Origin of the sequence: Streptosporangium sp. CA-135522 (assembly GCF_050949235.1) — a bacterium.
In the GTDB taxonomy this organism is placed as follows: Bacteria; Actinomycetota; Actinomycetes; order Streptosporangiales; family Streptosporangiaceae; genus Streptosporangium.
On the sequence record NZ_CP192026.1, the window covers coordinates 2654309 to 2680649 of the forward strand.

General features: G+C 70.4%; 26 protein-coding genes, 2 tRNA genes and 1 riboswitch. Of the genes, 14 read left to right on the forward strand and 14 right to left on the reverse strand.

Annotated elements, in window-relative coordinates; translation table 11 throughout:
- The first annotated feature begins 133 nt into the window (after positions 1–133).
- The 3 genes from efeB (at position 134) to ACQPYK_RS12615 (ending at position 3231) form a co-directional block, all read left to right on the forward strand.
- Positions 134–1351 (forward strand): iron uptake transporter deferrochelatase/peroxidase subunit, encoded by a 1218-nt coding sequence (gene efeB / locus ACQPYK_RS12605; protein ID WP_433254391.1) that lies wholly within the window; start codon positions 134–136, stop codon positions 1349–1351.
- Positions 1352–1474: 123 nt separating this feature from the next.
- A complete protein-coding gene (locus ACQPYK_RS12610; protein WP_433254393.1) occupies positions 1475–2773 on the forward strand; it encodes an MGH1-like glycoside hydrolase domain-containing protein in 1299 nt (432 codons plus the stop codon).
- Positions 2770–3231 (forward strand): hypothetical protein, encoded by a 462-nt coding sequence (locus tag ACQPYK_RS12615; RefSeq protein ID WP_433254395.1) that lies wholly within the window; start codon positions 2770–2772, stop codon positions 3229–3231. Before ACQPYK_RS12610 ends, ACQPYK_RS12615 begins: the two co-directional genes overlap by 4 nt.
- Positions 3232–3385: 154 nt before the next feature.
- Here the strand turns inward: ACQPYK_RS12615 and ACQPYK_RS12620 are convergent, their stop codons facing one another.
- A complete protein-coding gene (locus ACQPYK_RS12620) occupies positions 3386–3724 on the reverse strand; it encodes a YtxH domain-containing protein (protein WP_433254397.1) in 339 nt (112 codons plus the stop codon).
- Positions 3725–3892: 168 nt separating this feature from the next.
- On the opposite strand from ACQPYK_RS12620, the gene ACQPYK_RS12625 reads away from it, so the two are divergent.
- The 4 genes from ACQPYK_RS12625 to ACQPYK_RS12640 all read left to right on the forward strand — a co-directional run bounded on the left by ACQPYK_RS12625 (position 3893) and on the right by ACQPYK_RS12640 (position 7539).
- Positions 3893–3965 (forward strand) — tRNA-Asn (locus ACQPYK_RS12625).
- 358 nt (positions 3966–4323) lie between these two features.
- Positions 4324–5445 carry a nitric oxide synthase oxygenase gene (locus ACQPYK_RS12630; protein WP_433254399.1) on the forward strand — a complete coding sequence of 374 codons (1122 nt, stop codon included), beginning with the start codon at positions 4324–4326 and terminating at the stop codon, positions 5443–5445.
- 246 nt (positions 5446–5691) lie between these two features.
- Positions 5692–6468 (forward strand): alpha/beta fold hydrolase, encoded by a 777-nt coding sequence (locus ACQPYK_RS12635; protein ID WP_433254401.1) that lies wholly within the window; start codon positions 5692–5694, stop codon positions 6466–6468.
- A gap of 297 nt (positions 6469–6765) precedes the next feature.
- On the forward strand, positions 6766–7539 hold the full coding sequence (locus ACQPYK_RS12640) for an enoyl-CoA hydratase-related protein (RefSeq protein WP_433254403.1): 774 nt from the start codon (positions 6766–6768) through the stop codon (positions 7537–7539).
- 81 nt (positions 7540–7620) lie between these two features.
- Here ACQPYK_RS12640 and ACQPYK_RS12645 read toward each other — a convergent pair whose 3' ends face one another.
- Complete coding sequence (locus ACQPYK_RS12645) at positions 7621–8121, reverse strand: DUF402 domain-containing protein (RefSeq protein ID WP_433254405.1); 501 nt, start codon at positions 8119–8121, stop codon at positions 7621–7623.
- A 52-nt stretch (positions 8122–8173) separates the two neighbouring features.
- A riboswitch (SAM riboswitch) is annotated at positions 8174–8286 on the forward strand.
- A 37-nt stretch (positions 8287–8323) separates the two neighbouring features.
- Here ACQPYK_RS12645 and ACQPYK_RS12650 point away from each other — a divergent pair.
- The 6 genes from ACQPYK_RS12650 (at position 8324) to ACQPYK_RS12675 (ending at position 16288) form a co-directional block, all read left to right on the forward strand.
- On the forward strand, positions 8324–9268 hold the full coding sequence (locus ACQPYK_RS12650; RefSeq protein WP_433254407.1) for a glutathione S-transferase C-terminal domain-containing protein: 945 nt from the start codon (positions 8324–8326) through the stop codon (positions 9266–9268).
- Entirely contained in the window at positions 9265–11019 is a 1755-nt protein-coding gene (locus ACQPYK_RS12655) for an FAD/NAD(P)-binding protein (protein WP_433254409.1), read from the forward strand. Before ACQPYK_RS12650 ends, ACQPYK_RS12655 begins: the two co-directional genes overlap by 4 nt.
- A 62-nt stretch (positions 11020–11081) precedes the next feature.
- Positions 11082–12707 (forward strand): ABC transporter substrate-binding protein, encoded by a 1626-nt coding sequence (locus tag ACQPYK_RS12660; protein WP_433254411.1) that lies wholly within the window; start codon positions 11082–11084, stop codon positions 12705–12707.
- Positions 12704–13675 carry an ABC transporter permease gene (locus ACQPYK_RS12665; protein ID WP_433254413.1) on the forward strand — a complete coding sequence of 324 codons (972 nt, stop codon included), beginning with the start codon at positions 12704–12706 and terminating at the stop codon, positions 13673–13675. The genes ACQPYK_RS12660 and ACQPYK_RS12665 overlap by 4 nt, the downstream gene beginning before the upstream one ends.
- A 139-nt stretch (positions 13676–13814) precedes the next feature.
- Complete coding sequence (locus tag ACQPYK_RS12670) at positions 13815–14681, forward strand: ABC transporter permease (RefSeq protein WP_433254415.1); 867 nt, start codon at positions 13815–13817, stop codon at positions 14679–14681.
- Positions 14678–16288 carry a dipeptide ABC transporter ATP-binding protein gene (locus ACQPYK_RS12675; protein WP_433254417.1) on the forward strand — a complete coding sequence of 537 codons (1611 nt, stop codon included), beginning with the start codon at positions 14678–14680 and terminating at the stop codon, positions 16286–16288. The genes ACQPYK_RS12670 and ACQPYK_RS12675 overlap by 4 nt, the downstream gene beginning before the upstream one ends.
- A 205-nt stretch (positions 16289–16493) precedes the next feature.
- Here ACQPYK_RS12675 and ACQPYK_RS12680 read toward each other — a convergent pair whose 3' ends face one another.
- Entirely contained in the window at positions 16494–16736 is a 243-nt protein-coding gene (locus ACQPYK_RS12680; protein ID WP_433254419.1) for a hypothetical protein, read from the reverse strand.
- A gap of 22 nt (positions 16737–16758) precedes the next feature.
- Positions 16759–17877, reverse strand: coding sequence for a galactokinase (gene galK / locus ACQPYK_RS12685; RefSeq protein WP_433254421.1), 1119 nt, complete (start codon positions 17875–17877; stop codon positions 16759–16761).
- Positions 17878–18028: 151 nt separating this feature from the next.
- Between galK and ACQPYK_RS12690 the strand changes: the two genes are divergently transcribed.
- Positions 18029–18102 (forward strand) — tRNA-Ile (locus tag ACQPYK_RS12690).
- Positions 18103–18232: 130 nt separating this feature from the next.
- Here the strand turns inward: ACQPYK_RS12690 and ACQPYK_RS12695 are convergent.
- The 10 genes from ACQPYK_RS12695 to ACQPYK_RS12740 form a co-directional block, all read right to left on the reverse strand.
- Positions 18233–19645, reverse strand: a complete 1413-nt coding sequence (locus tag ACQPYK_RS12695) for a tyrosine-type recombinase/integrase (protein ID WP_433254423.1) — start codon at positions 19643–19645, stop codon at positions 18233–18235.
- On the reverse strand, positions 19645–20043 hold the full coding sequence (locus ACQPYK_RS12700) for a helix-turn-helix domain-containing protein (RefSeq protein WP_433254425.1): 399 nt from the start codon (positions 20041–20043) through the stop codon (positions 19645–19647). The genes ACQPYK_RS12695 and ACQPYK_RS12700 overlap by 1 nt, the downstream gene beginning before the upstream one ends.
- Positions 19970–21169, reverse strand: a complete 1200-nt coding sequence (locus ACQPYK_RS12705) for a DUF3631 domain-containing protein (protein WP_433254427.1) — start codon at positions 21167–21169, stop codon at positions 19970–19972. Before ACQPYK_RS12705 ends, ACQPYK_RS12700 begins: the two co-directional genes overlap by 74 nt.
- Positions 21170–21201: 32 nt before the next feature.
- Entirely contained in the window at positions 21202–21612 is a 411-nt protein-coding gene (locus tag ACQPYK_RS12710) for a hypothetical protein (RefSeq protein ID WP_433254429.1), read from the reverse strand.
- A 23-nt stretch (positions 21613–21635) separates the two neighbouring features.
- Positions 21636–21854, reverse strand: a complete 219-nt coding sequence (locus ACQPYK_RS12715; RefSeq protein WP_433254431.1) for a hypothetical protein — start codon at positions 21852–21854, stop codon at positions 21636–21638.
- 139 nt (positions 21855–21993) lie between these two features.
- Positions 21994–24213, reverse strand: coding sequence for a cell division protein FtsK (locus ACQPYK_RS12720; RefSeq protein ID WP_433254433.1), 2220 nt, complete (start codon positions 24211–24213; stop codon positions 21994–21996).
- The gene (locus tag ACQPYK_RS12725; RefSeq protein ID WP_433254435.1) at positions 24210–24551 is read right to left on the reverse strand and encodes a hypothetical protein; all 342 of its coding nucleotides are present in this window, start codon (positions 24549–24551) and stop codon (positions 24210–24212) included. Before ACQPYK_RS12725 ends, ACQPYK_RS12720 begins: the two co-directional genes overlap by 4 nt.
- The gene (locus ACQPYK_RS12730; RefSeq protein WP_433254437.1) at positions 24548–25504 is read right to left on the reverse strand and encodes a hypothetical protein; all 957 of its coding nucleotides are present in this window, start codon (positions 25502–25504) and stop codon (positions 24548–24550) included. Before ACQPYK_RS12730 ends, ACQPYK_RS12725 begins: the two co-directional genes overlap by 4 nt.
- Entirely contained in the window at positions 25504–25791 is a 288-nt protein-coding gene (locus ACQPYK_RS12735; protein ID WP_433254439.1) for a hypothetical protein, read from the reverse strand. The genes ACQPYK_RS12730 and ACQPYK_RS12735 overlap by 1 nt, the downstream gene beginning before the upstream one ends.
- A 120-nt stretch (positions 25792–25911) precedes the next feature.
- Positions 25912–26256, reverse strand: a complete 345-nt coding sequence (locus tag ACQPYK_RS12740) for a WhiB family transcriptional regulator (RefSeq protein ID WP_433254441.1) — start codon at positions 26254–26256, stop codon at positions 25912–25914.
- Positions 26257–26341: the final 85 nt, after the last annotated feature.

Genomic DNA, 26341 nt, shown 5'->3' on the forward strand with positions numbered 1-26341 from the left:
ATGCCCCCCGCCCTCCGTTGCGCCGCTCCCCGTGACCGGTTCGCCGATGTCACCGACGTCGTCCACGCCCCCGTCGAACCGACGCGCGCTCTCGCCGCGATCGCCGCGAACTGATCCTCTCTGGAGGGAAGACATGCCTGATCTCAGCCGTCGCAGGCTTCTCACCGGAGCGGGCCTCGCCGTGGGCGCCGGAGCCGCCGCGGTCGTGGGCACCGGTCTGGTACGGCAGACGCAGCCGGATTCCGTCCGGGTCGAGGCCGCCGGCGGGTCGATACCGTTCCACGGCCCCAACCAGGCGGGCATCGCCACCCCGGTCCAGGACCGGCTGCACTTCGCCGCCTTCGACCTGAACACCGACTCCCGGCAGAGCGTCGTGGCGATGCTGAAGGACTGGACGGACGCGGCCGCGCGGATGACCGCGGGGCAGGAGGTCGGTAGCGGGGCGACCGGTGCGGAGCTGGCTCCGCCCGACGACACCGACGACACCGGCGAGGCCGTCGGCCTGCCCGCCTCACGGCTCACGCTGACGGTGGGCTTCGGCCCCTCCTTCTTCGACAAGCTGAAGCTGCCCCGGCCGGACCGGCTCAAGGAACTGCCGCACTTCCGGGGGGACAACCTCGATCCGGCCCGTAGCGGCGGCGACATCTGCGTCCAGGCGTGTGCCGACGACCCCCAGGTCGCGGTGCACGCCGTACGGAACCTGGTGCGGATCGGCTTCGGCACGGCGTCGATCCGGTGGTCCCAGCTCGGCTTCGGCAAGACGTCCTCGACGACGCCCGACGCGCAGACCCCGCGCAACCTGATGGGCTTCAAGGACGGCACCAACAACATCGCCGGCACCGACCCCAAGAAGCTGGACGAGCACGTCTGGGTGGGCGAAGAGGGGCCGGCCTGGATGCACGGCGGCTCCTACCTGGTGGCCCGGCGAATCCGGATGCACATCGAGACCTGGGACCGGACCTCGCTGAAGGAGCAGGAGGACATCTTCGGCCGCACCAAGCGAGAGGGCGCCCCTTACGGAGGCGCGCGCGAGCACGATCCGGTGGTCCTGGACAAGATGCCGATCGACGCCCACGTACGGCTGGCCAACCCCACCGCCCTGAACGGGGTGACGATCCTGCGCCGCGGCTACTCCTTCACCGACGGCAGCGACGGCCTCGGACGGTTGGACGCGGGCCTGTTCTTCCTGGCCTACCAGCGCGACCCGGAGAAGGGCTTCATCCCGGTCCAGCGGGCCCTGGCGGCCAAGGACGCGCTCAACGAATACATCCAGCACGTCGGCTCGGCCATCTTCGCCTGCCCGGGCGGGGTGAAGCCGGGCTCGTTCTGGGGCGAGGCGCTGCTGACCTGACGGACCCGTCCTGACGGAGCGGCGTCGCCTCCGTGGTGTTCTCGCGCATCGTGCGGTGTCTCAATGGAACATGAAGGTGGATAACCCCTATTCTCCCAGTCGATACAAGCGCAGACTGGGCGAATGGAGGCGCGGTCGGCCGTAGACGACGCCGCGCTCGGGCGCGAGGCATGGTCCGTGCTCGACGCGAACTGGACGGGTTCCGCCACCGTGCCCGCACCCGGCCTCTACCCCCACCAGTGGAACTGGGACTCCACCTTCGTCGCGATCGGCCTGGCCCGCTGGGACACCCGCCGGGCCGGGGCCGAGTTGCTCAGCCTGCTGGCCGGGCAGTGGCGCACCGGCATGGTGCCGCACATCGTCTTCCATCCCGCCCACGCCGAGGCCTACTTCCCAGGGCCCTCCGTCTGGCGTTCGCGTGACAATCCGGCGTCGCCCAACGGCGTCCTCACCTCCGGGCTGACCCAGCCGCCGTTGCAGGCCCTGGCCGTCTGGTGGGTGTGGCGGCACGCGACGGACCGCGACGAGGCCGCCGCCCTCGTCCGCCGCCTGTATCCCATGCTGGCGGCCCAGCACGACTACCTCGCCACGACCAGGGACCTGGGCGGGGGAGGGCTGGCGGCGATCGTGCACCCGTGGGAGTCGGGGATGGACGACAGTCCCGTGTGGGACGCCCCGCTGGGGGCGCTGCCCCCGGTCCACTACGCGTACCGGCGCCATGAGTCGCCCGACGACCACCCCGACAACCACCAGGACCGCTACATCTGGCTGGCCGGCCGTTACCGTGACTCCGGCTACGACGGGACCTACCTGCGCGACGATCATCCGTTCGCGATCGAGGACCCGATGTTCAACGGGATCTGGCTGGCCTCCTGCCAGGCGCTCGCCGAACTGGCCCCGCTGGCGGGCGCCGACCCCGCCCGGCACTGGGAGGCCGCCGAGCGGATCCGCAAGGGACTGCTGGAGCGGCTCTGGGCCGACGGGGTCTTCCGCGCCCGTGATCTGCGCAGCGGGCGGCTCAGTCCCGTCTGCACGGTCGGGTGCTTCGGGCCGCTGCTCGATCCCGGGCTGCCCGCCGACCGGGTGGAGAAGCTGGTGGGGGTGCTGCAGTCGCCTCGGTTCATGGGTGCCGCGGGCTATCCGGTGCCCAGTTGTGAGATCCGCGCGCCGCAGTTCGACCGGTCCCGCTACTGGCGGGGGCCGTCCTGGGTGAACACCAACTGGCTGCTGCGACGGGCGCTGGCCGTACACGGCCTGAGCGAGCCGGTGAGGATGCTCGGCGCGGGCACCCTGCGGCTGGTCCGGCAGGCGGGCTTCCGCGAGTGTTTCGACCCTTTCGACGGCAGCGGTCGAGGCAGCCGGGACTTCTCCTGGTCGGCCGCGCTCACCCTCGATCTGCTCGCGGATAACGTGGACGCATGAAGCTCTTCAACCGCATGCCCGCCGAGGTTCGCGCCGCCGTCGCACCGACCGACCGGGTGCTCACCTACGCCGGAGGGCCGGACGGCTATGTGATCGCCACGGACCGGGCGCTCTACCTGGGCGACGCCAGGCTGCCCTGGTTTCAGGTGGATCGCGGGGTGTGGGACGAGCAGGGGCTGACCGTCGTCACCACGGCGGGGGAGGTCCACCGGGCGCTGCTGCCCGAGCCGGGACGGATCCCCGAGGCCGTGCGGGAGCGGGTGACCGCCTCGATCGTGGTGAGCCAGTACGCCCCGCTGGACGCGCGCGGAGGAGTCCGGCTGGTGGCCAGGAGGACCGACGACGACCGGATGATCTGGGAGTTCGTCTTCGACTCCGGCATGGATCCCGACGACCCCGGCCTGCGGGCGCTGGCCGAGCAGGCGCTTGAGGAGACACGCCGGAGTTTCGGCGTCTGATCCAAGACACGCGCGGACACGCGAAAGGCCGTCGGCATCTGATCCCGGACAGTCGGCATCGGATCCCGGACATACGAAGACACGCGAAAGGCCGTCGGTGTCTGATCCCGGACATGCGAAAGGCCCCTCAGGGGGCCTTTCGCCGGTCCGCCGCTCAGTGATCGGGGAAGGTCCGCGAGGAGGGCTGTGAGGAGGCCGCCTTGTCGTCCTCCGGCCAGCCCGTGCCCGTCTCGTCATGCTTGCCGTCCTGCCGGCCGTTCTCCGAATGCAGGAACGGCAGCCGGTTCTTGGCCGCGTGCGTCACCTTCGTCTTGGCCACGTCGGTGACCTTGGAGACCCGTGCGCCGACCAGACCGGCGGCCTCCTGCACCGCGGGGCTGTCGGACACCCGCTGGGCCAACCGCTTGATCTCCTCGTAACGCTCCCGCCCGGCGCGGCTTCCCAGGATGTAGCCCACCGCGAGACCCACCCCGAACATCAACCGATAACGCATCTCCACCTCCACAGCCGTGCTTCGCCAGGCCCCCTACCCACAGATCGTGGTTGTTGTCGGACCTACCCCGGTGTATCGATGCGACACACACTCCCGGAGTGCGCTAATCTATTCCTGCGCCGCAAGGAGCGGGGAAAACATCCCGACCCCCAGCAGCGCGAAGCACGATCCCGTGTAGCTCAATCGGCAGAGCAGCCGGCTGTTAACCGGCAGGTTATAGGTTCGAGTCCTATCGCGGGAGCATAATTCGAAGGCCTCTGGAGCTTGGCTCCAGAGGCCTTCGTCGTTGTGTTGTCCTGATTCGGAGGACAAATCATCTTCAGTCATAGAAGATGACAGACGCTGCGTCATGTATCGCTATGCTCACCTGTCAGCGAGGATGGCGCGGTTGCCGCGGAACACAGCGATCGCAGTGGGACAAGGGCCGCTGCACACAGGGCACCGCGCCGCCCGGAACGGCCGTCCGTGCCCGTGAGCCACGCATGGGTGGTTGTTCTGTGCTGATCTGGCAGAGGTCGCGGCGTCGTGCACCGGGTCTGATCCATGGGGTTCGGCGACTGGCGTCCATGTTCTTGAAGGCGAAGGAGTTCGTTCCGGTCGTGCAAGAGATCGACGTCGCGGCGGCCGAGGACTTCCTGAGGTTGTTCCACGCGGAGAATCCGGCCGCGGGGCCGCTGGAACCCCGCCTGCGTCAGGTGCAGATGGAGATCTACACCACGGGCACCTACACGCACACTCCCGAAGAGCTCACTTTCGGCGCCAGGGTGGCTTGGCGCAACAACGCCAGGTGCATCGGGCGGCTTTACTGGCACTCGTTGCAGGTGCGTGACCGGCGCTGGGTGACCACGGCCGAGGGCGTGGCCGCAGAGTGCGTGGGCCACCTGAGGGAGGCGGCGCCCGCCCGCAAGGTTCGGCCGACGATCACGGTGTTCGCCCCCGACCGGCCGGGTAGGCCGGGACCGAGGATCTGGAACGAGCAGTTGATCCGGTACGCCGGATACGCGATGGACGACGGGACCGTCATCGGTGACCCCCGGTATGTGGACTTCACCACGATGGTGCGCAAGCTCGGCTGGCCCGGCGGTTCCGGTACGCACTTCGACGTGCTGCCGCTGCTCGTCTCGGCGGCCGACGGGTCGCCGCGGATGTTCACGTTGCCCGATGACGCCGTGCTGGAGGTGGAGCTCACCCACCCGTCCTACCGGTGGTTCGCCAGCCTCGGGCTGCGCTGGCACGCCGTACCGGCGATCTCCAACATGTGCCTGGAGATCGGCGGGATCCACTACGGGGCGGCGCCGTTCAATGGGTGGTACATGGGCACCGAGATCGGCGCGCGCAACTTCGCCGACATCGACCGCTACGACCTGATGCCGATCATCGCCCATCTCCTCGGCCTGGACACCACCACCGACCGCTCGCTCTGGCGCGACCACGCCATGGTGGAGCTGAACGTGGCGGTTCTGCACTCCTTCGACCAGGCCGGGGTGACGATAACCGACCACCACACCGAGTCCCGGCGCTTCCTGACGCACGTGGCGCGCGAGGAGAAGGCCGGCCGGGTCTGCCCGGCGGACTGGAGCTGGATCGTTCCGCCGATCTCGGGCTCCGCCACGCCGGTCTTCCACCGTTACTACGACGAGGCGGAGCTGAAGCCGAACTTCGCCCATCACCCCGACGCGCTGGAGCGCGGACTCGGGCACGCGTCCGTGACGGGCTGGTGACCCGGAGGGGAGGGGGCGGGGCCGCGCCCGCGGTGCCCCGTCCGGCGGTGCGGCGCGCCCGGAGTCGCGCCGCCGTACGGCGCGGGCGCGCGGTGGCGGCTTTCCGGCCGTAGGGCGGCCGAAAAAAGATCTGGAGAAAAGTTCGCCCGGCATGTCGATCCGGTCGTCCACCGATCGACGCACAGGCAGAGGGCAGAAACGAGCCCGCCGCCGGGCGGGACCACAGATCTTCGAAGGGAACCCATCATGGACAAGGTCATCTCCAAGGACGGCACCGCCATCGCGTTCGACCGCTCGGGACAGGGGCCGGCACTGATCCTGATCGGCGGCGGCCCGACCGACCGCTCGGTGAACACGCCGCTGGCCGAGCTGCTGTCCCCGTGTTTCACCGTGTTCAACTACGACCGCCGCGGCCGTGGTGACAGCGGTGACAGCGCCTCCTACTCGGTCGATCGCGAGTATGAGGACCTCGCGGCGCTGATCGCCGAGGCCGGTGGGTCGGCGATGGTGTTCGGCACCTCCGGAGGAGGCATCATCGGTTTGGAGGCGGCCGCGCGCGGGCTGGCCATCACCCGGCTGGTGGTGTGGGAGACGCCCTACATCCTTGAGGGCAGCCGCCCGGCGGTGCCGGCCGACTACCGTGACCGGCTGGTGGCGCTGCTGGCCGAGGGGCGCCGGGGGGAGATGCTGGAGCTGTTCTTCACCGCCGCGGTGGGCATGCCCGCCGAGTTCGTCGCCCCGATGCGCGACCTGCCGTTCTGGGGAACGATGGAGGCGATAGCGCACACGCTGGTCTACGACGCCGCCATCCTCGGGGACTTCTCGCTGCCGGTCGAGCGGCTGGCCTCGGTGGCGGTGCCCACGCTGGTGGTCGAGGGGGCGACGACGCCGTGGCTGAGCGCCACCGCGCAGGCGGTCGCCGCCTCGGTGCCCGGTGCCCGGCGCCTCACCCTGGCGGGGCAGCCGCACAATGTGGATCCGGCGGCCATCGCCCCGGCGCTGACGGAGTTCTTCACCGCCTGACGGTCCGCGTCACCGATCGAACCACGCTGACGGTCCGCGTCACCGATCGAACCACGCTGACGGTCCGCGTCACCGATCGAATCACGCTGACGGTCCGCGTCACCGATCGAATCACGCTGACGGTCCGCGTCACCGATCGAATCACGCTGACGGTCCGCGTCACCGATCGAACCACGCCCGGCCGATCCGGGCCCCGGCCCGAGGAGCACGCGCGAACCGGGGCGACCGGGGCCCGGCGCGTTGCGGCCAGATGTAGAACATGGTTCGGTATGGGGGGGCGGACAAGGAGGGCGCGAGATGTTGGATCTGGTACTGCCGTCGATCGACCAGGGTGTGCTGACGCTGACGTTCAACCGGCCGGAGCGGCTCAACGCCTGGACGGACGCGATGGGGCGGCGCTACTTCGACCAGCTGGCGCAGGCCGAGCGGGACCCGGAGGTCCGGGTGATCGTCGTGACCGGGGCGGGGAAGGGGTTCTGCGCCGGCGCGGACTTCCAGACCCTCAACGCCATCCAGGACGGCTCCTACGAGGGGGAGCCGGACAAGCGCCCCACCACCTTCCCCGTCACGATCGGCAAGCCGGTCATCGCGGCCGTCAACGGAGCCTGCGCCGGGCTCGGCATGGTCCACGCCCTGGTCTGCGACATGGTCTTCACCGCGGCCGAGGCGAAGTGGACGACGGCCTTCGCCCGCCGTGGCCTGATCGCCGAGTACGGCCTGTCGTGGATCCTGCCCAGGCTCATCGGCCAGGCCAGGGCCATGGACCTGCTGCTGTCCGGCCGCACGTTCACCGGGGCGCAGGCCTACGAGCTCGGCCTGGTCAACCGGTCGGTGCCCGGCGAGAGCCTGATGGAGGAGACCCTGGCCTACGCCCGCGAGCTGGCGACGCACAGCTCGCCGGCGTCGATGGCCGTGATCAAGCGGCAGGTGTGGGGCGACTGGAGCCAGACCCTGGAGTCGTCGGAGTCGGCCGCCGTCCGCCTGATGACCGAGTCCTTCCGCCGCCCCGACTTCGCCGAGGGGGTGGCCAGCTTCGTCGAGCGCCGCGTCCCCGGATTCCCGCCCCTGTAGGGCGCCGAGCGGCGAGCCGTACGCTCCGGGGATCGCCGGACACCCCTCCCGTTCCCCTGCCGGAGGCTCCTCGCCGGAGGGTCAGGTCACCCGGGAGAGCCAGTGGGGGGCGGTGGTGAAGGGGGCGGTGCCGGCGGTGACGGCCTCCATGAGCCGGGCGGCCGTGCTGCGGGCCGTGGCGATGACGTCGGGGGGATAGGCGTATCGGATCTGGTGCTCCTCGAACTCGTCCTCGTCGTCCAGGATGATCCGGCCGTCGCGCATGCGGAGCACGTCGAGGTCGAGATCGACCATGGTCACCTCGCCGTCGCGCCACTCGGGCACGGTCGAGATGTCGCAGTAGATCTCGACCTTGTGCGGCTGGGCGTTGAAGGAGGCCGTCCACCACCCGTCGCGGGGGAAGAGCATCACGAACGCGTTAGGCCAGGTGACCGGGGGGTTGTCGCCCTTGCTGCCGCTGGAGCCGGCGACACAGCCGGTCCAGACCCCGTGCTCGTCCTCGCCGAGCAGCAGGGCCGGGTGATGCCAGTGCAGTGAGCCGTCGTACTTGCGATAGACCACATTCACGATCTCTTGTGACATCCCTCGACAATAAGGCTTGACATAGATCTATGTATTTCCTACCTTCTAACTAGGTTAAGAGTGTTAGTGCAAAGCCCCGGCTGACTGACCGGCAACCCTCGCACCGCGGCGGGGTGCCCCCGGGGAAGACCCGGCGGCACGGTGGGCGTGCCGCAAGCGCGGACCCCTCACCGGGTCACCGAGGCATGCCTGGGAGCAGCACATGTCCGAGATCACACTGAACTACGCCGGCCCCGTCGACCTCGACGCCTACGGCCGCTACCAGCCGGGTGGCCGGCCCGGCCCCCGCTACCCCTTCCAGGGACGGATCACCGCCGACGGCGCCGGTGATTTCCCGGCCCAAGCCGGGCGTTACCACCTCTACGTCGCGGCGGTCTGTCCCTACGCCCAGCGGGCGGCGATCGTGCGCTCGCTCAAGGGGCTGCAGGACGTGATCTCGCTGTCCTACGTGGACGACGAGCGTGACGGGCGCGGCTGGGCGTTCCGCGAGCGGCGCGGGGCCGACCCGGTGAACGGGTTCGCCACGCTCCGCGAGGCCTACGAGGCGACGGAGCCGGGGTTCGACGGGCACGTCTCGGTGCCGACGCTGTGGGACAGGACGACCGGGCGGATCGTCAGCAACGACTTCCCCGACATCACCATCGACCTGGCCACCCGGTTCGGCGGCGACCCGGAGACCGACCTCTACCCCGAGGAGCTCCGGCCGGAGATCGACGCGCTCAACGCCAGGATCTACGAGTACGTCAACACGGCGGCGGGCCGTGTGGCGTCGGCCGGCACCGAGGCGGACTACCACGAGGCCCGGCAGGCCGTGATCTCCTTCCTGGAGGAGCTCGACGCCCGCCTCGCGGACCGCAGGTTCCTGTTCGGCTCGGGGATCACCGAGGCGGACGTGCGGCTCTGGCCGACGCTGCTGCGCTTCGACGTGAGCGACAATCCGGCCGCCAGGATCAGCGAGCGCCCGCTGACCGCCTTCCCGAACCTGTGGGGCTACGCCAGGGACCTCTACCAGCACCCCGCCTTCCGCGAGAACACCGACTTCGCCGCGATCTCCGCCCCGGCCTCCACGGAGACCGACCCCTGGCGGATCCCGGTCGAGCCGCTGCACGCCGACTGGGACGAGCCCCACCGCAGAGCAGCGGTATGAGCGCCTCCATCGCCGTCATCGGTGCCGGGCCGACCGGCACCTGCCTGGTGGAGCGGATCTGCGCCAACGCGGCCGACCTGCTCCACTGGCCGTCGCTGGACATCCACGTGATCGACCCCTACCCGCCGGGCGGCGGGCGGGTCTGGCGCAGCGAGCAGCCCGACCTGCTCTGGATGAACTCCACCGCCGCCGACGTGACGCTGTTCACCGACGAGTCGGTACGGTGCCAGGGCCCGATCCGTCCCGGGCCGTCGCTGGCCGAGTGGCTCGGCGGTGACCCCGGCAGGTTCGCCTCGCGGCCGGTGCAGAGCGCCTACCTGTCCCACGTCTTCCACCACACGGTGGACACCGCCCCGCGCGGCGTCCGGGTGCACGTCCACGCGACCCGTGCGCTGGACCTCGCCGACGTTCCCGGCGGGCAGGTCGTGACGCTGGAGGACGGCCGGACGATCGAGGTGGACGCGGTGATCCTCGCCCAGGGACACGGCGACGTGACCCCGACCGGACAGGAGCAGGCGCTCGCGAGGACGGCCGCCGGCAGCGGGCTGCGCTATCTTCCCACCGGCTACACGGCCGACCTCGACCTGGACCGGGTGCCCGGTGGGGAAGCGGTGATCGTGCGCGGCATGGGGCTGGCTTTCATCGATCTGATGGTGCTGTTCACCTCGGGCCGGGGCGGCCGATTCGTCCGCGAGTACGACGGGGAGCTCGTCTACCTGCCCAGCGGGCGTGAGCCGCTGCTCCAGGTGGGCTCGCGCCGCGGCGTGCCGTACCGCTCGAAGACCGGATACCCCTTCCGGGGCGTTCGCCCGCCGGTGCCGCGCTTCCTCACCGCGCGGGCACTGGGCGAAGGGCCGTGGAACTTCCGCAGGGACGTGTGGCCGCTGGTCGCCAAGGAACTGGCGTTCGCCTACTACCACGAGCTGATCACCGCCCACCCGAAGCGATCCCGGGTGAGCTGGGCGGAGTTCGAGGAGGCGTTCGCGGCCGAAGAGTGGCGCAGCCCCGGGATGCGGGTGCTGATCCGCAAGGCCGTGCCCCGGCATCTGGACCGGCTGGACTTCGACCGGCTGGACCGGCCGCTGGACCGGATGCGATTCGGTGACTCGGCGGGGCTGCGCAGGTGGATGCAGGGCTACCTGGGGGCGGGCCTGGAGCGGCGGTCCGATCCGGCGCACAGCGCCGACCACGCCATGATCCTCGGGCTGCTGTCCGTCTACGGCGTCCTCGCCGAGGCGGGCGTCTCCGATCCCTGGTTCCACGGCTTCTTCAACTACATCGCCAGCGGCCCGCCCGGTCCCCGGCTGGAGGAGCTTCGGGCCCTCGGCAAGGCGGGCGTGGTCACCTTCCTCGGCGCGGACCTGAAGGTGGAACACCGCGACCGGCGGTGGTGGGCGCACAGCCCCACCGTCCCCGGCGGGGTGGCGGCCACGACCCTGATCGAGGCTCGCCTGCCCGCGCCCAGCGTGAGCAGGGCCACCGATCCGCTGATCTCCGCGCTCCGGGACCGGGGCGAGGCCGACGAGGACTCCGGGCTGCTGAAGGTACGGCCGGCCGACCGCCGCCTGCTCGATCGGTCCGACACCCCCCACCCCCGCAGATTCGCCTTCGGCCCGTGGGTGGTCGGCGGCCGGGCCACCGGCGGATTCGCCCGGCCCGGTCTCAACGCCCCGCTGTTCCGGCACGCCGACGCGCTCGCCCGGATCGTGCTGTCCGAAACCGTCACCACCCAGATCAGAAACGTCGCCTGACCGCGCCCTATGTCGCCCGAGCCGTTCGAAGCCGTTAATTCGAAGCCGTTAAGGAGAAGAAAGTGAAGTTGAGATGGGGCGCTCTGACGTTGGCCGGAGTGCTGGCGCTGGCGGCGTGCGGGGCCGAGACGGAGGCTCCGACAGCCGCGGCCGGCGGCGGAGGCGGAGGATCACTGGTGTGGGCGGTGGAGACACAGCCCATCACGTTCAACCCCCAGCAGTGGGGACAGAACAAGGCCCGCCTGCTGGTGCACAACCAGTTCGACTCGTTGATCGCCAGAGGGAAGGACGGCGAGTTCCTGCCGTGGCTCGCCGAATCCTGGGAGGTCTCCAAGGACGGCCTCACCTACACCCTCCAGCTCCGTGACGACGTCACCTTCCACGACGGAGAGAAGTTCGACGCCGCGTCGGTGAAGGCGAACTTCGACCAGCTCCTCTCGCCGGGCTACAACCCGGCGGTGGCCGCCATCCAGCTCCGCGACTTCGACGGCGCCGAGGTGGCCGGCCCGCACACCCTCAAGATCAAACTGAAGGCCCCGGACGGTCTGTTCCTGGACTTCCTGGCCTCGCCGTACGCCGGCCAGGTCTCCCCGAAGTCGCTGAAGAACGCCAAGGACCTCAAAGCCGGTGGGGTGGACGTGGTCGGCACCGGGCCTTTCATCCTCGACCGGTTCGCACCGGGCCAGGAGGTCCACTACAGGCGCAACCCGAACTACAACTGGCCGCCTGCCGGCTCGGCCCACCAGGGGCCCGCACGGCTTTCCGAAGTGACCTACCGTTTCCTGCCCGAGGCGGCGGTCCGGGTCGGCGCGCTCACCTCGGGCCAGGTCCAGGTGATCGAGGGCGTGCCCGCCACGGAGATCGGCCTGATCAAGAGCGACCCTCGGTTGAAGCTGGAGACCAGCCTCAACTCCGGCAGCGCGTTCTCCTACTACTTCAACGTCTCCCACGCGCCGTTCGACGACAAACGGGTGCGTGAGGCCTTCCGGGACGCCGTCGACGTGGACGCGGTCCTCAACTCGGTCTACCAGGGTACGGCGAAGCGGGCCTGGAGCGTCGTCGGCCAGGGCAGCGCGCAGGTCTACGACTCCTCGCTGGAGAACACCTTCGGCAACGATTCCCAGCGGGCCGACAAGCTGCTCGACGAGGCGGGCTGGGACAAGCGCGACGCCGAGGGCTACCGCGTCAAGGACGGCAAGCGGCTGACCGTGCGGGCGGTGAACTCCGCCCCGTTCGTCCGGGACCGCCGGGAGATCCTCGCCCAGGCGATCCAGGCGGCGGTCAAGCAGAGCGCCGGCATCGACTTCCAGGTCAAGCTGGTCGACCAGGGCAGCGCGCAGAAGGCCTACGACGACAACGCGTACGAGATCTTCGAGAACTCGCGCGGCGACACCGACGCCGGAGCCGCGCTCAACCTGATCCTCCCCAAGGGCGCCGCGATCAACCGGACCCACTTCGAGAGCGCCGAGCTGGACGAGCTGCTCGCCGAGGCGTCGGCCGGCTCCGATGCGGCCAGGCGCAAGGAGCTCTACGCCAAGGTGCAAAAGCTCGTCAGCGACGAGGCCCTGCTCCTGCCGCTGTATGTGCCCGCCGACCAGATCGCCTACAGCGCCTCCGTGACCGGCGTCACCTTCGAGCCGGTCTCCGGCACCCCCAACAGTGCTTATGACATCCGGATAGGGACATGAGCACCCTCACACTCACCCGGCGGCGGGGGCTGGCCGCCGCCGGGTGGCTCGGCCCGGTGGCCCGGCGGCTCGGAGCCGGCGTGGCCGTGCTCTGGGCCGCCGCCACCGCGGCCTACGTCTCGTTGCTGCTCGTCCCCGGCGACACCGTCGACGTCCTCATCGGCGACGGCCTCGACACCCCCGAACGGCGGGCGCAGATCATCGCCGAATGGGGACTGGACCGCTCGGCCCTGCGGCAGTACGGCGACTACCTGGTCCGGCTGCTCCACGGCGACCTCGGCCACTCCTACATCCTGCAGCGCGGCGTCGGCGAGGTCCTGTCCTCGCAGATCGGGCCGACCGTACGGCTCGCGCTCACCGCGGCGGTCCTCGGGGTGGCGCTGGCCCTGGTGCTCGCGCTGACCACCGCGGGCCGCCGGTCCTGGTTCAACGGCCTGGCCGGCCTGTCGGAGCTGGTGGCCGTCTCGGTGCCGCCGTTCATGATCGGGATCCTGCTGCTCGCCGTCTTCTCCTTCACCCTCGGCTGGTTCCCGGTCTCCGGGGACCAGGGCCTCGCCTCGCTGATCCTGCCCGCCACGGCGCTGGGACTGCAGATCGCCGGGGTGCTCGGCCAGGTGCTGCGCGAGGGCCTGGAACGGGCGCTGGAGGAGCCGTTCGCGGTGACCGCGCGCTCGCGCGGGATCACCGAGTGGAAACTCGTCACCCGGCACGCCCTGCGGCACGCCCTGCTCCCCGCCGTCACCTTCACCGGCTGGTTCACCGGCCTCCTGCTCGGTGGCGCGATCATCGTCGAGGCCGTGTTCGGCCGTCCCGGGCTGGGCCAGGTCACCGTCACGGCGGTGACCGGCAAGGACATGCCCGTGGTCATGGCGATCGTGCTGCTGTCGGCCCTGGTCTACGTGACGGTCAGCACGATCGTCGACCTCGCCTACCTCGTGATCGACCCCCGTCTGAGGAGGAGCCGTTGACTTCTTCCCCGCGATCGAAACCCGGGCGTTCCCGCCCTCACCGGCCGGCTCCCGCCCTTTCATCGCAGGCATCCCCCGGTTCATCGCAGGCATTCCCCGGGACGGACCCGAGGCGGGGATCTCAGCTCCGGAGCCTGCGATGACGACCGTCACCGAAGCACCGCCGATCGCCGCTTCCCCGATCCGGTCCGGGCACCGGTACGGCACGCGTCCCTGGCTGATCGCACCGTCGCTGTTCCTGGCCGTCGCCGCGGTCGCCGCCGTGGCTCCGGGCCTGCTGAGCGGGGTGGACCCGCTGGCCGCCGACCCGCTGCACGCGCTCGCCGGACCGAGCGCCGAGCACTGGTTCGGCACCGACCACCTCGGCCGGGACGTGCTGGCCCGAGTCGTCCACGGCGCCGGGCACTCGCTGGGAATCGGCGCGAGCGCGATCCTGTTCGCCGCGGTGACCGGCGCCCTCCTGGGCGTGCTGGCCGGGATCTCCCCCCGCTACCTCGACGAGGTGCTCAGCCGCCTGTTCGACGTGCTGGCGACCTTCCCCGAGTTGCTGCTCGCCCTGCTGGTCATCGCGATCACCGGTCCGGGCACCGGCAACGTCATCCTCGCGATCGGCCTGGTGCAGATTCCCAACTACGCCCGCGTGGTCCGAGCCCAGACCTTGGTCGTCCGCCGATCCGGATACGTCGAGCAGGCGGTCACCTTCGGCCTGACCCGGCCGATCCTGGTGCTTCGTCACGTGCTGCCCAACGTCCTGGGCCCGCTTCCGGTGCTCGCCACGATCGGAACGGGCACCGCGATCATCGCCACCTCGGGGCTCAGCTTCCTCGGCATGGGCCCGCAGCCGCCGAGTCCCGAATGGGGCTCGATGCTGTCGGAGGCTCGCAACTACCTACGCGTCGCCTGGTGGACGGCGCTCTTTCCCGGCCTCGCCGTCACGCTGACCGTCATCAGCCTGACCCTGGTCGGCCGCCGCCTCCAGCGCCGCTTCGAAGGGAGAAACCGATGAGCCTCATCGAGGTCGAGGACCTGCGGGTCTCCTTCCCCTCCTCCGGGGTGGAGGCCGTTCGGGGAGTGAGCCTGTCGATCGCGGCGGGGGAGTGCGTGGCGATCGTCGGGGAGTCGGGCTCGGGCAAGAGCGTCACGGCCAGGACCCTGGTGGGGCTGACCGGCCCCGGCTCGACGGTGTCGGCGGCCCGTCTCACCGTGAACGGCAAGGACGCCCTCCGCTTCGGAACCCGGGACTGGCGGCGGCTGCGCGGCCGGTTCGCCGGGCTGGTGCTGCAGGACGCCCTCGTCTCGCTCGACCCGCTCCGCACGGTCGGCGACGAGATCGCCGAGGTGCTCGCCACCCACGACGTGGTGCCGCGTGCCGGCCGTAAGGCGAAGGTGATCGAACTGCTCGACGCGGTCGGGGTGCCGGAGCCGGGGGCGCGTGCCCGGCAGTACGCCCATCAGCTCTCCGGAGGGCTGCGCCAGCGAGCCCTCATCGCCTCGGCCATCGCCGCCGATCCGCCCCTGATCATCGCCGACGAGCCGACGACCGCGCTCGACGTCACCGTGCAGGCCCAGATCCTGCGGCTGCTCGCCGCCCGCAAGGCCGCGGGCACCGCGCTGCTGATGATCAGTCATGACCTGGCCGTGGTCTCCTCCATCGCCGACCGGGTGCTGGTCATGAAGGACGGCGTGGTCGTCGAGGAGGGCCCGACCGCCCGCGTGCTGTCCGCTCCCGAGCACGCCTACACGAAGCTGCTGCTGGCCGCCGTCCCCTCGGCCGCCTCGCGCGGCACCCGCCTGGCCGCGGTCGCCGCCGGAGGCGTGGCGCTGCGCACCCCGCTGCCCGAGCGGACCGTGGACCACGGCTCGCCGGTCGTGCGGGTCTCGGGCCTGTCGGCCGCGTACGGCTCCCGCCGGGTGGTGGACGACGTCTCCTTCGAGGTGCACCCGGGCGAGACCGTGGGCATCGTGGGAGAGTCGGGATCGGGCAAGACGACCGTCGCACGGCTCGTTCTGGGCCTGGTGACGCCCATCTCCGGGGAGGTGCTGCTGAACGGCGCCCGCTGGTCGGCGATCCCCGAGCGCAGGCGCCGCTCCCACCGCTCCACCATCCAGGTGATCTCCCAGAATCCGCTCGACTCCTTCGACCCCCGCTACACCGTCGGCCGCCTGGTCGCCGAGCCCCTCGGCCGATCCTCCGGGGACCGCAACGCCAGGGTGGCCGAGCTGCTGGAGCGGGTGGGCCTGCCGGCCGACATCGCCGGCCGGCACCCCCGGAGGCTCTCCGGCGGGCAGCGCCAGCGGGTGGCCATCGCCAGGGCCCTGGCCCCCCGGCCCGACGTGCTCGTCTGCGACGAGCCGGTCTCCGCGCTGGACGTGTCGGTCCAGGCGCAGGTGCTCGACCTGCTCGCGGAGATCCAGGCGGCCGACGGGACCGCGCTGATCTTCATCTCCCACGACCTCGGGGTGGTGCACCACATCAGCGACCGGGTGCTGGTCATGCGTGGGGGCCGGGTCGTGGAGGAGGGGCACGTGGACGAGGTGTTCTTCATCCCCAAGCACGACTACACCCGGGAACTGCTCGGCGCGGTGCCCAAACTGGTGCCCGCGGGGGCCTGACCGGCCGGCCCGGCGGGCGGGCCGCCTGCCTGAGGGGACTTTCCGGCTGCCGCCCGGTGCTTTCCCGCTGTCAGACGCCGCCCGGTGCCTTCCCGCTGTCAGAGGTCGCGCAGCCGTGTCCCGAGCGCGTCCTGACGCGACCGGAGGAGGGCGGAGTGGCCGTCGGCGAACCCGGCCGGCTCCCGGGCGGCCTCGCCGGTGAGCTTCACCCCTCCTCGAGTCCGTGCGCGTCGGCGGCGGTGAGGGTCAAGCCGTAGACCGCTTTGAGCTGCTCGATCTTGGCCATGGTCTCGGGGGAGAAGGGGGCCTTGCCTTCGAAGGAGTGCAGGACGATCCCCTCGACGAGGTCGCCGAGGGACATGTCCAGGTATTCGGCAAGGCCCTTGAGTACCTTCAGGACGTTCTTCTCGATCCGGAGTCCGGTCTGTGCGCGCTCAATTGTTACCATGTTACCAAAGTAACATACCGACTCAGCTGAGCCGGCGGGCTCCGGCGGCCGGGGTGGCCGGGTAGATCCCCGGTGCGGCCCAGCCGCGCTCGGCATAGGCCAGAACCACCGCGTCCTGTACGGCCTGCACCCGGTCGTCGGCGACCAGCGCGATGGCCGACCCGCCGAACCCGCCACCGGTCATCCGCGCCCCCCTGGCCCCGCCCCGGATCGCCTCCTCGACGGCCACGTCCAGCTCGGGGCAGGACACCTCGAACTGGTCGCGCAGTGACAGATGGGAGGCGTTCAGCAGGGCCCCGATCTCCCGTACGGCGCCGGCCCGCAGCAGCCCGATCAGCGCCTCCACCCGATGGTTCTCGGTCACCACGTGCTGGGTGCGCTTACGCTCGTCGCCGCTGAGCTTGCTCAGAGCGCCCGCCAGATCGGTGACGTCGCGCAACGCGTCGACTCCCAGGCGCTTGGCCGCGTTCTCGCAGTCCTGGCGACGCCGGGCGTACTGCCCGTCGGCGAGCTCGTGGTGAACCCCGGTATTGATGATCAGCAGTTGCAGGCCGTGCTGGGCGAGGTCGAACGGGATGCTCCTGGTGCCGAGACTCCGGCAGTCCATGAACAGGGCCTTCCCCTCCTCGCCGAGAGCAGAGGCGGCCTGGTCCATGATTCCGCACGGCATGCCCACGAAGTCGTTCTCGGCCCTCTGCGCGGCGAGCGCGATCTCCATCTTGGTCAGGCCCAGGCCGTACAACTCGTTGAGGGCCGTCCCGACGACCACCTCCAGAGCCGCGCTCGACGACAGCCCCGCCCCCGGCGGCACGTCCCCGTCGATCACCAGATCCGCGCCCCGGACCGGGTGCCCGGCTTCGCGGAGCACCGAGAACACGCCGACGACGTAGCGCGCCCACCCCTCGGCCCGGTCCAGGACCTCGACGGTCAACGGCTCGCCCGTTTGGAGCGACCACAGCCGGACGACGTCGTCCTGACGCGGCGAGACCGCCGCGGTGACGCCCCACGGCACCGCGAACGGCAGCACGAACCCGTCGTTGTAATCGGTGTGCTCGCCGATCAGGTTGACCCGTCCCGGAGCGTGCCACACCCCCTGCGGCTCCGCGCCGAACGACTCGCGAAAAGCTTCAAAAACGCGCATGATCGAACACTCCTCAACAACGTCTCCTCGTAGAGTAGCGAGTCCCCGCAACCCCGGTTCCCGCCGAAGGTCACATCTTGAACGCGTACCGCCCGGCGGATGTGCGAACCGGCCGGACCTTTGGTTGAATGCGGCAGTACGGCATGCACAGGGGGCGGTAGCTCAGCCGGTTAGAGCAGGGGACTCATAATCCCTGGGTCGCGGGTTCGAGTCCCGCCCGCCCTACCCTTCGTGATCATACAGAAAGCGCCTCTGACCTGCGTGTTCGCGGCCAGGGGCGCTTTCGTCATGTCCGGCTGTCTACGGTTGTCACCGATCGTTTGCGGTTGGCTCTTCCCAATGCCTTCCCACGGGATCACGTCTCCCTGAGCGCGTCGGAGATCCGGCGCTTGGCGGCCTCGTCCTGACCGGCGATGCACTTGGCGTAGATCCGAAGCAGGACTTCCACGCTGTGTCCCGCCCACTGGGCTGCCTGGGTGGCGGGGACCCCGGCGTTGAGCCAGGTGGAGACGCAGGCGTGCCGGAGGTCGTAGACCCGTTTGGCCAGCGGTGAGGCGGTCTCTGCAGGAGTGAGCGCCTTCTCGCGAGCCGTGGCCCACGCTCGCCGGTAGGTGATGGTCGGCAGTTCGCCACCCCTGACCCCGTAGAACAACCGTCCCCCGGGGCCGTCGTCGAACTCCGCGAGATGAGTGCGGAGGATCCTGACCAGCTCCGGCGGACACGGCACGGTGCGGGTGTGCCCGTCGGGTCGATGCTTGAGCGAACGCACTTCGCGGAGCGCGCCGTCATCGGTCCACTCCCGGCCGGCGAAGGGCGCCGCCTCGGCGAAGTTCAACTCCCCCCAGCCGTCCGGCGGCTCCTCCATCCGCCCCGTCTCCGGGTTCTCGACCAGGGGCGGGAGGGTGACGTTGTATGCGCGGAGGTTGACGGTCTCCTCGGGACGCAGACCGGCGTAGTACATCACCGCGAAGAACGCTTTGAGCCGCCTGCCGCTCGGTTCCTGAGCCGCTACGGCGGCCAGCAGCGCCCGCGCCTGGGCGTGGTTGACGACGCTCCGGCGGTCCACCTCATAGGAAGTCTGGGGACGCTTCCACTTGAGCTCTTTGATCGGGTTCCTCGTCAGGAGCTTGAGCTCCACGGCGTAGTCCAGGGCGTTCTGCAGGATGGTCTTATTCCGCAGGACGGTGCTCGTAGCGGCCCTCTTGCCGTCGAGGCGGGTCGTAGCGGTGTCCAGCAACTTGCGAACGGTCTCCGCGTCGGTGAGCGCGGAGACGGGCTTGGTGTTGGCTGCGAGCCAGCGCAGAGCGGTGGCCGTGTCGCCGGTCGCCTCGTCACGCTGCTTGGTGTTGAACGCCCAGCGCTTCAGCGCATGCCTCAGCTCCTTGTCAGCGGGCTTGCCACGCTCACTGGCGAACATAGCGGGTGTGGCGGCTGCCAGCGCCCGCGCGATGTCCTGGCGGTAGTTCGCCGACGATGCCTTCCACTTCATGTCGACGAACTTGCACGCGAAGTCGTACCAGCTCATCTCGGCGGCCTCGGCCCGGTTCCACGAGAGGGGCTCCCCGGTGAGCAGGCTGAACGGCTCGCCGTTTCGCGCGGCGGTGAGCAGAGTGCTCCGATAGACATCGGCTTGGGCCTCTTTCGGGAACGACGTCTTCCACCACTTCCCAGCGGTCTGCCACACCACCCGATACGAAGTGACCTTGCCTGCCTTGTTCTTACGCTTCTCGATTTTGTGGACGCGTACGGCATAGGCGATGTTCTGCATCAGGCGGCGTCCTCCAAACCGGCGAGCCAGCGGTCGTAGTCGGCGCGGTGGACGCGGAGGTCTCCGTTGGGGAGCCTCATGCATCGGGGACCACGATTCTTCTGGCGCCATTCGTAGAAGGTGGAGCGGGAAATGCCGAGGTCTTCGCAGATGTCGTCGACGGTGAGCTTTTCGGCCTTGGCCATGGCGGTTGTTCTCCTCAACGAGGCGCTTGGGTTCAGCAGTTTTCGGGGAGGTCGGACCAGCTCTGAGGGGGTAGCCGTCCCAGCCGTCCCAGGCTCATTTGTGCTGGTCAGGCCGGGACGGCTAGTTTCACTGGGACGGCTAAGCCGTCCCACGGAGGGCAGCCGTCCCGCTCTGACCTGCGATGACGAGGCTGGGACGGCTGGGACGGCCACCCCCCTCAAGCAGCGCGATCTCGCTGTGCTCGGGGGGCTCCGGGACGACCGGGAGCGGGCAGTAACGCGCCCAGGCGTCGAGGAAATCGGCGCGCTGGTAGCCCTTGGCCTGGGTGCCATCGAGAAAGCGGATGTTGGCCGAACGGATCTCGTATTCGCGCAGGATCGCGCCCAGCTTCATCGCGGTCAGGCCGTTGGGTCCGTAGTCGGCCCACGGAGCTTCGGGATCGGCTTTGAGCCGCTCCAGCAGGGCAGCGGTAGGCAAGGCGGGATCGGTGCCGAAGGCCGCGCGGCAGTCGGTCAGCAGCCGGACCCGCGGCGAGGGCCGACCGGTCTCGTCGGCCTCGGCGGTCAGGGCGAGCACCGCGGCGCGGGCGCGCTCGGGCCAGTGGCCTCCGGCGTGGTCGGCGACGGCGACCAGAGGTTCCCAGGTGTCCGCCGCGCGGTCCTCCACCGGCATGGCGGGTTCGGCCTGCTCCAGGGTGGGCAGGTCGGCGCGCAGCCACGCGGACAGGTCGGCGGCGAGCCGGCGCAGTGCGGGCCGGTCGCGGCGATGCCGGTAGGGTGCGACGGTTTCGCCGGGGCCGCGCCGGCGCATGCGGACCACCACGGCGCGGTCTTCGATGGTGTCGGGCATCGCGCCGATTCCGGCGAGTGCGGCCATGGCGAACGTCGGGATGCTCTCGACGCGGCCGGTGTTGGCGTCGTAGCGCTTGGCGGGGCGGTTGCGCTGGTGCCCGGCGTTCAGCAGCCCGCGCAGGTCCTCATTGCCGTCGGCCTTGGGGCCGAAGATGGTGTCGGCTTCGTCGACGAGCATGGTGGGCGGGTCGTCGCTGATGGAGCGGTAGACGGCGGCGCTTGAGCTGTTGACGGTGATGAACGGCTCATGGCAGGTGGCCTCGACCACGTCCAGCAGCCTCGACTTGCCGCAGCGCTTCTCCGGGGCGCGGATCACGAGCCTGGGTGCGTGCGCCCACGCAGGTTGGGCGTGGGTGGCGGCGATCCACAGGGTGACCGCGTCGGCGGCCGGTGAGGTCGGCAGGATGACGTAGCGGGTCAAAGCGTCGAGCAGGGCGTCGAGCAGAGTCGCGCCGTAGGTGTTGTCGTCGGCGCTGGGCTTGGTCATGAGATGAGCTCCCGTATGGGCGAGTGGGCTGGTCATGCGCTCCGCCGACGCGGGATCGCAGTGGTGTTGGTCGCGGCGAGTCGACGGCCTTGACGGTCGCCGGGACGGGGTCTGCCGAAGTCCTCTCGGCGCCCGTCCCATCGGCGCGTTTCGAGTTCGGCGTGGGTACGGCTCCGCGACAGATTGCGGATCTGAGCGGCCAGGGCTTCCCAGTGGCCGGCCATCTCCTGGTGCGCGTAGCCGTAGCCGATCTCCCAGCCGGAGCGGTGACCATCGCGGTAGCCCTGCTCGTATGCCTGACGCTCGCGGCGGTGCTGGTCGTCCAGGTCGGCCACGAGGGCGGCGGCCAGGGCGTAGCGGATCGGGGCACCGGAGTCGCAGCAGGTGACCGGGACGCAGGTGGAGGTGGTGAAGATCGGGTGGGTGGTGTGCGGGGTGGACATGGGTGATCTCCGATTCGAGGTGGTCAGCGGGTGCCGTCGCGGTGCAGGCGGCGCAGGTAGACGTAGAGCTGCCAGCCGAGCCGGGGCCGCATCCCGGTGCCGTTGCAGGCGCGGCAGGTGCGGTTCTTGCCGCCGGGCCGGCACCGGTTGCAGGTCCCCCACGGGGAGATGGCACACCAGCCGACGTAGCAGAGAGTGACGATTGGTAGGCAGAGCAGTAGCAGGGCGATGAGGAGGGTCACGAGGGCTCCCAGGGCCGTTTTCGTGGGTCGCCGCAGGTGGGCGCTATCGCGCTACGCCGCAGCTAGATGAATGGGCAGGGCGCTAGCGGGGGTGCTAACGGTTAGCGGGGGCGCCGCTAGCCGTTAGCGGGTTCGGCGGCTATCTGACGGACCGGGCATCGTTACGCTCAGCGACGATTTCAGCGAGGCGGGCGCGTTCGATGCCGCGCCGGTTGACGATCCGCCCGTCCACCCGGCGGCCGATCTGGACGGTGTCGATGCCGTACGGCTTGACCATGGCGGCCAGGGTCTCGGTCTCCCACTCCCCGTAGACCTGCGGGCGCAGCTCGCCGAGCCGGGTGACCACGACCTCCGACCACACCTTGGTCTCGCCCTCGGGGATGACGGCCAGGATGTCGGTCAGCAGGTCGTAGGTCGGGGCGGCGGTGGGAGTCTCGCCGATGGCGTGTCCGGCGAGGGTTCCGGCGGCCTGGCGGGCGGCGCGGGCGCGGACCACGATCCGCTCGGAGGCGGGGCCGTCGAGGTAGGCCGAGCGGGTGATCTGCGGGTCGTCGGCGGCACCGACCAGGTAGCCGATGCCCTTGTCGCGCGGGGAGAAGGTGGTGGCGCGGATGCCGTTGCGGTAGGCCGAGGTGCCGAGCACCATGTCGTTTTCGACCTGGCCCATCACCCGCAGGCAGAACCGCACGCCGACGTTCGCGCTGACGCCGGTGGGCAGGCTGTCTTTGTCGGGACGCTGGGTGGCCAGCAGCAGGATCACGCCCAGGGCGCGGCCCCGCTTGATGATGGCCGTGCACAGTTCGCCGGCTTCCTTGCCGTACTCGGGGTGGGAGAACAGCTCCTGGCACTCGTCGATCGCCACCACCAGCGGGAACAGGCCGAGGGAGCGTTTGGCGGCCAGGGCCGGGGTGACCTTGTTCTCCGGGCAGATGTCGCGGGGCTGGCGGGAGATCGTGCGAGCACGGGTCTCCAGGTCCTTGTAGACCTCCCGCAGCGAGATCAGGCAGGCGTGCACGGTGTCGTCGTCGGCGCCGGAGCCGTAGTGGTAGGCGACCGGCTCGAACATCGACAGGTCCCCCGATCCCTTGAGCTCGAACAGGCGGAGTTCGGCGGTGACGTCGAGGGCGGCGGCCAGCAGCAGTACCCGTAGGGCGAAGGTCTTGCCCGCGCCGGGCATCGCGCCGATCAGCATGTTGGCGAACATCAGGGTGAGCTTGACCGGCCGCATCCGCTGGTCATGGCCAAAGGGGATCGGCTTGAACAGATCGGCGCTGCCGGTGCGGGCCAGCGGCCAGGCCGGGGCCTTGGCCGTGGACATGTCCTGGTCGCCGACCCACAGCACGAGGCGGCCGGGGTGCTGGCCGGGCGCGTTCTCCGGCCACACGCAGCCCAGCGGGCGGCGCAGGCCGGAAGCCAGCCGGTCGCGGCGCTCCATGATGTCGGTGACGGTGACACCGAGCGGCAGGTCCACATCGGCCCGCCAGCCGGGGCCGTCGCGGGTGATGGGGGCGGGGAAGTTGATGCCGCGCCCGCCCTTGCCGAAGGCCTTGTTCAGCTCGGCGATACCGAGGGCGGCCAGGGCGTCGATGACCACGGTGGAGGTCAGCCGCTCGACCTTGGTCGCGATGACCGCGCGGTCGATCAGCGGCCGGTCGGCCGGCGCGCCCAGCAGGCCCAGCAGAGCGACCAGGGAGCCGAGCGCGGCCCACTGCACCGGAGTCGGGGCGTCGGCGGCCAGCAGCAGGGAGGCCAGGCCGAGCACGATCAGCCCGGCCACGGCGACCGCGACACGCAGCCGCACTCGGGCATCGCGCTGACGGCTCAGCTTCAGGTAGGCCTCGGGGTCGGCCTTTTGCACCGCGGCGCGGCGCACCGGCTCGCCCTCCAGGTCGAACACCCACCTGACGCTGCCGCCGACGAAGCGGACCGCGCCGCGCGGGGAGCGGGCGGCCAGCTTGGCGACATACTTCGGAGTGCGCAGCAGGTGATAGGCGCCCACGTGCGCGTAGTGGGAGCCGACCCAGGCCAGGGTGTCGCGGGCCTGGCGGGCGGAGGTCAGCCAGATCGGGACGACCGGGCGCCGCTCGGCCGAGCGACGCGCCAGGTCGGCCAGCCAGTCGTGGTCATCGCCGCCGGGGGCGTCCACCCGGATGACCTCGCCCTCCAGGAAGGGGCCGCCGGTCGAGGTCTCGGTGTCGGTGGGCGGGTAGGCGTGGCGGCGGTCGCGGGCGGCCTCGATGGAGACCACCTCGGCGCCGGGGCCGTCGTCGGCCGGTCCGGGCTGCTCAGGGATGGCGGTGGTCGGGTCGGCGGCCCAGTTCGGGCGGTGGCCGTTGGTCCCGGTCGGGGTGTCGGTCATGATGGGTTCACCTCGGGCTGCTTGACGGTGGCGGGGTTGCGGGGCGCGGCCGTTGTCTTGGCGGATGAGGCCGCGTCCCGTACAGAACGGTCGGAGGGGTCGAGGGGCGGCAGGTCGAGTTCGGCCCGCCAACCGTTGATGAACAGCCGCAGCCGGTGGTCAGGCGGCGGGGCCAGGGCGAGCGCCTCGGCGATGCTCAGCGCGGTGATGGCCTGGTCGCGAGTGAAGGTGCGTGCCGGGTGGCCGGTCACGCTCCATCGGCCGTTCGCGCTGCGCTGAGCGCAGAGGCCGGACAGATCATCGATCATGATGGTGTGGGTGATGTGCAGGGCCATCACGCCGCCTCCTGGATCAGGGCGTCGCGTACGGCGCGGGCGGTGTCGGTGCCGCATCCGAGCGCCCTGCGGATCTTGTGGGTTCCGGGATCGGCGGGTAGCTCTCCGGCGGCGATCAGCCGCCGCACCCGCATGGTCAGGGCGTCGATGTCGGGACCGCCGTGGGGGTACTCCGGTCGCACGTTCGCCCTGTACTCCAGGCCAGTACGGGGGTACTGACGGCCATGGTCCAACCGGGAGAACGCGGCCAGGATGATGGGCAGGGCGGTGACGATGGCGACCGCGACGATCGGCCCGAGGATGTGCAACACCAGCCGTGACAGGCTGAAGACTTCGGCGACGCCGGGCAGGTACGGCCAGGCGTTCATCGACAACGTGAGCCCGAGGAAGAGCCGCTCGATGCGTATCAGTGTCCGGTCGTTGAGCGGCTGACCGCGGGTGCCGAGGTAGGCGCGGGCACCGACGACGACCAGCAGGGCCAGGGACAGGAAGGGCTCGATCAGCCAGGCGAACACCCACGCGGGCGACCAGGCCGGGGCGCCGTCTGCGGCGAAGCGCTGCACGCCCGCGGTGGACCAGGCCAACGCCAAGGCCAGCGAGACCATGCCCGCGGCCACGAGCAGGTTCCGTGTCCGCGCGGCCTGCCAGGCCCCCATCGCGGGGTCTTGGGCCAACTCGTGTAACCGAGCCGCCTCACTGGCGGCCTTGCGGCGCTTGCGGACTGCGGCCGTGTCCACCATCAGTGGCGTGTCGTCGTCCTGGAGGCCGGCCAACAGGTGAGCCTCGGCCACCTCGGCGCGCAATCGTCGCACGCGCCTGGTCTCGCCCTCAGCATTGACCGGCTGTGCCGCTGGCGGGAGGGCGGGGATCTGCTCGGCCAGGTGCCGTTCGATCTCCGCCAGGCCACGCGAGATGTCATCGGGGGGCGGTTCGGGAATCGGGTTCGTGATGCTCATCAGTCCTCCACGTAGGGACGTCGGAAAGTGCGGGTCGCATAGCTCCAGCTCTGGCAGGTCGCGCAGTCGGGCCGGGTGCGGCTGCGGTGAGCGGCCGGGGCGTCGGTGGGCGCATAGGGGTGGGGCACCGGGCGGGGCAGGCCGGTGACCTCCAGGTACAGCCGGACGTGCTCGGGGTTCTGGTGGCTGGGGTAGGGGCCGCGGAAAGCGGTGATGATGGCCAGGGCACGGATGGTCAGCGAGGCGTCGGCCACCTCGAACGGTGTGCCGATGAGGCGGATGTTCATTGGGCAGTCCTCCTTAGGGCTGGTGATGCCTCTCATGTCGTGGAGCTGGATTCAGCGGCGGGCCGGGCGGGTTCGTAGGAGAGCCGGCCGGTACGGCCACATCGGATGCGCCGGCGCTCGTCACGCCACCTCCAGCCAGTCAAGGTCGGCGGCGTGTTCGGCGATCTCGGGAGGCGTCATGCCGCTCCACACACCGAAGCTCGGAAGGACTTCCAGCGCGTAGGCGCGGCACAGCGCCAGCGCCGGGCAGGACGCGCAGACGTCGCGAGCAACGCTCTCGCGGGCTTCGCGCTCCTCGGGCGACTCGGTGCGGTCAGGGCCGGTGTGCAGCTCGGGGTCATACACGCACTCGACGTCCGGCATGCCGTTCTCGGGGCGGAAGGCTGCATGCCGCTGCGCGGGGGACAACAGCGCAGGGTGAAGCCTTATCGCGACGGTAGAGACGCCGGTGAAGTTGGTTGCCATGATGAAGGCACTCCTTGTTGCTCAGATGGTTGGCGAGGAGGACCGGAGCGGCTTCAGGTCTTGGCGGATCGGGGCCGCTCCGGTC

Bases quoted from the DNA above. Each gene is read 5' to 3' on its own strand.
- efeB (WP_433254391.1), top strand. From the start codon at position 134: ATGCCTGATCTCAGCCGTCGCAGGCTTCTCACCGGAGCGGGCCTCGCC.
- ACQPYK_RS12610 (WP_433254393.1), top strand. From the start codon at position 1,475: ATGGAGGCGCGGTCGGCCGTAGACGACGCCGCGCTCGGGCGCGAGGCA.
- ACQPYK_RS12615 (WP_433254395.1), top strand. From the start codon at position 2,770: ATGAAGCTCTTCAACCGCATGCCCGCCGAGGTTCGCGCCGCCGTCGCA.
- ACQPYK_RS12620 (WP_433254397.1), bottom strand. From the start codon at position 3,724: ATGCGTTATCGGTTGATGTTCGGGGTGGGTCTCGCGGTGGGCTACATC.
- ACQPYK_RS12635 (WP_433254401.1), top strand. From the start codon at position 5,692: ATGGACAAGGTCATCTCCAAGGACGGCACCGCCATCGCGTTCGACCGC.
- ACQPYK_RS12640 (WP_433254403.1), top strand. From the start codon at position 6,766: ATGTTGGATCTGGTACTGCCGTCGATCGACCAGGGTGTGCTGACGCTG.
- ACQPYK_RS12645 (WP_433254405.1), bottom strand. From the start codon at position 8,121: ATGTCACAAGAGATCGTGAATGTGGTCTATCGCAAGTACGACGGCTCA.
- ACQPYK_RS12650 (WP_433254407.1), top strand. From the start codon at position 8,324: ATGTCCGAGATCACACTGAACTACGCCGGCCCCGTCGACCTCGACGCC.
- ACQPYK_RS12655 (WP_433254409.1), top strand. From the start codon at position 9,265: ATGAGCGCCTCCATCGCCGTCATCGGTGCCGGGCCGACCGGCACCTGC.
- ACQPYK_RS12665 (WP_433254413.1), top strand. From the start codon at position 12,704: ATGAGCACCCTCACACTCACCCGGCGGCGGGGGCTGGCCGCCGCCGGG.
- ACQPYK_RS12670 (WP_433254415.1), top strand. From the start codon at position 13,815: ATGACGACCGTCACCGAAGCACCGCCGATCGCCGCTTCCCCGATCCGG.
- ACQPYK_RS12675 (WP_433254417.1), top strand. From the start codon at position 14,678: ATGAGCCTCATCGAGGTCGAGGACCTGCGGGTCTCCTTCCCCTCCTCC.
- ACQPYK_RS12680 (WP_433254419.1), bottom strand. From the start codon at position 16,736: ATGGTAACAATTGAGCGCGCACAGACCGGACTCCGGATCGAGAAGAAC.
- galK (WP_433254421.1), bottom strand. From the start codon at position 17,877: ATGCGCGTTTTTGAAGCTTTTCGCGAGTCGTTCGGCGCGGAGCCGCAG.
- ACQPYK_RS12695 (WP_433254423.1), bottom strand. From the start codon at position 19,645: ATGCAGAACATCGCCTATGCCGTACGCGTCCACAAAATCGAGAAGCGT.
- ACQPYK_RS12705 (WP_433254427.1), bottom strand. From the start codon at position 21,169: ATGACCAAGCCCAGCGCCGACGACAACACCTACGGCGCGACTCTGCTC.
- ACQPYK_RS12710 (WP_433254429.1), bottom strand. From the start codon at position 21,612: ATGTCCACCCCGCACACCACCCACCCGATCTTCACCACCTCCACCTGC.
- ACQPYK_RS12720 (WP_433254433.1), bottom strand. From the start codon at position 24,213: ATGACCGACACCCCGACCGGGACCAACGGCCACCGCCCGAACTGGGCC.
- ACQPYK_RS12730 (WP_433254437.1), bottom strand. From the start codon at position 25,504: ATGAGCATCACGAACCCGATTCCCGAACCGCCCCCCGATGACATCTCG.
- ACQPYK_RS12735 (WP_433254439.1), bottom strand. From the start codon at position 25,791: ATGAACATCCGCCTCATCGGCACACCGTTCGAGGTGGCCGACGCCTCG.
- ACQPYK_RS12740 (WP_433254441.1), bottom strand. From the start codon at position 26,256: ATGGCAACCAACTTCACCGGCGTCTCTACCGTCGCGATAAGGCTTCAC.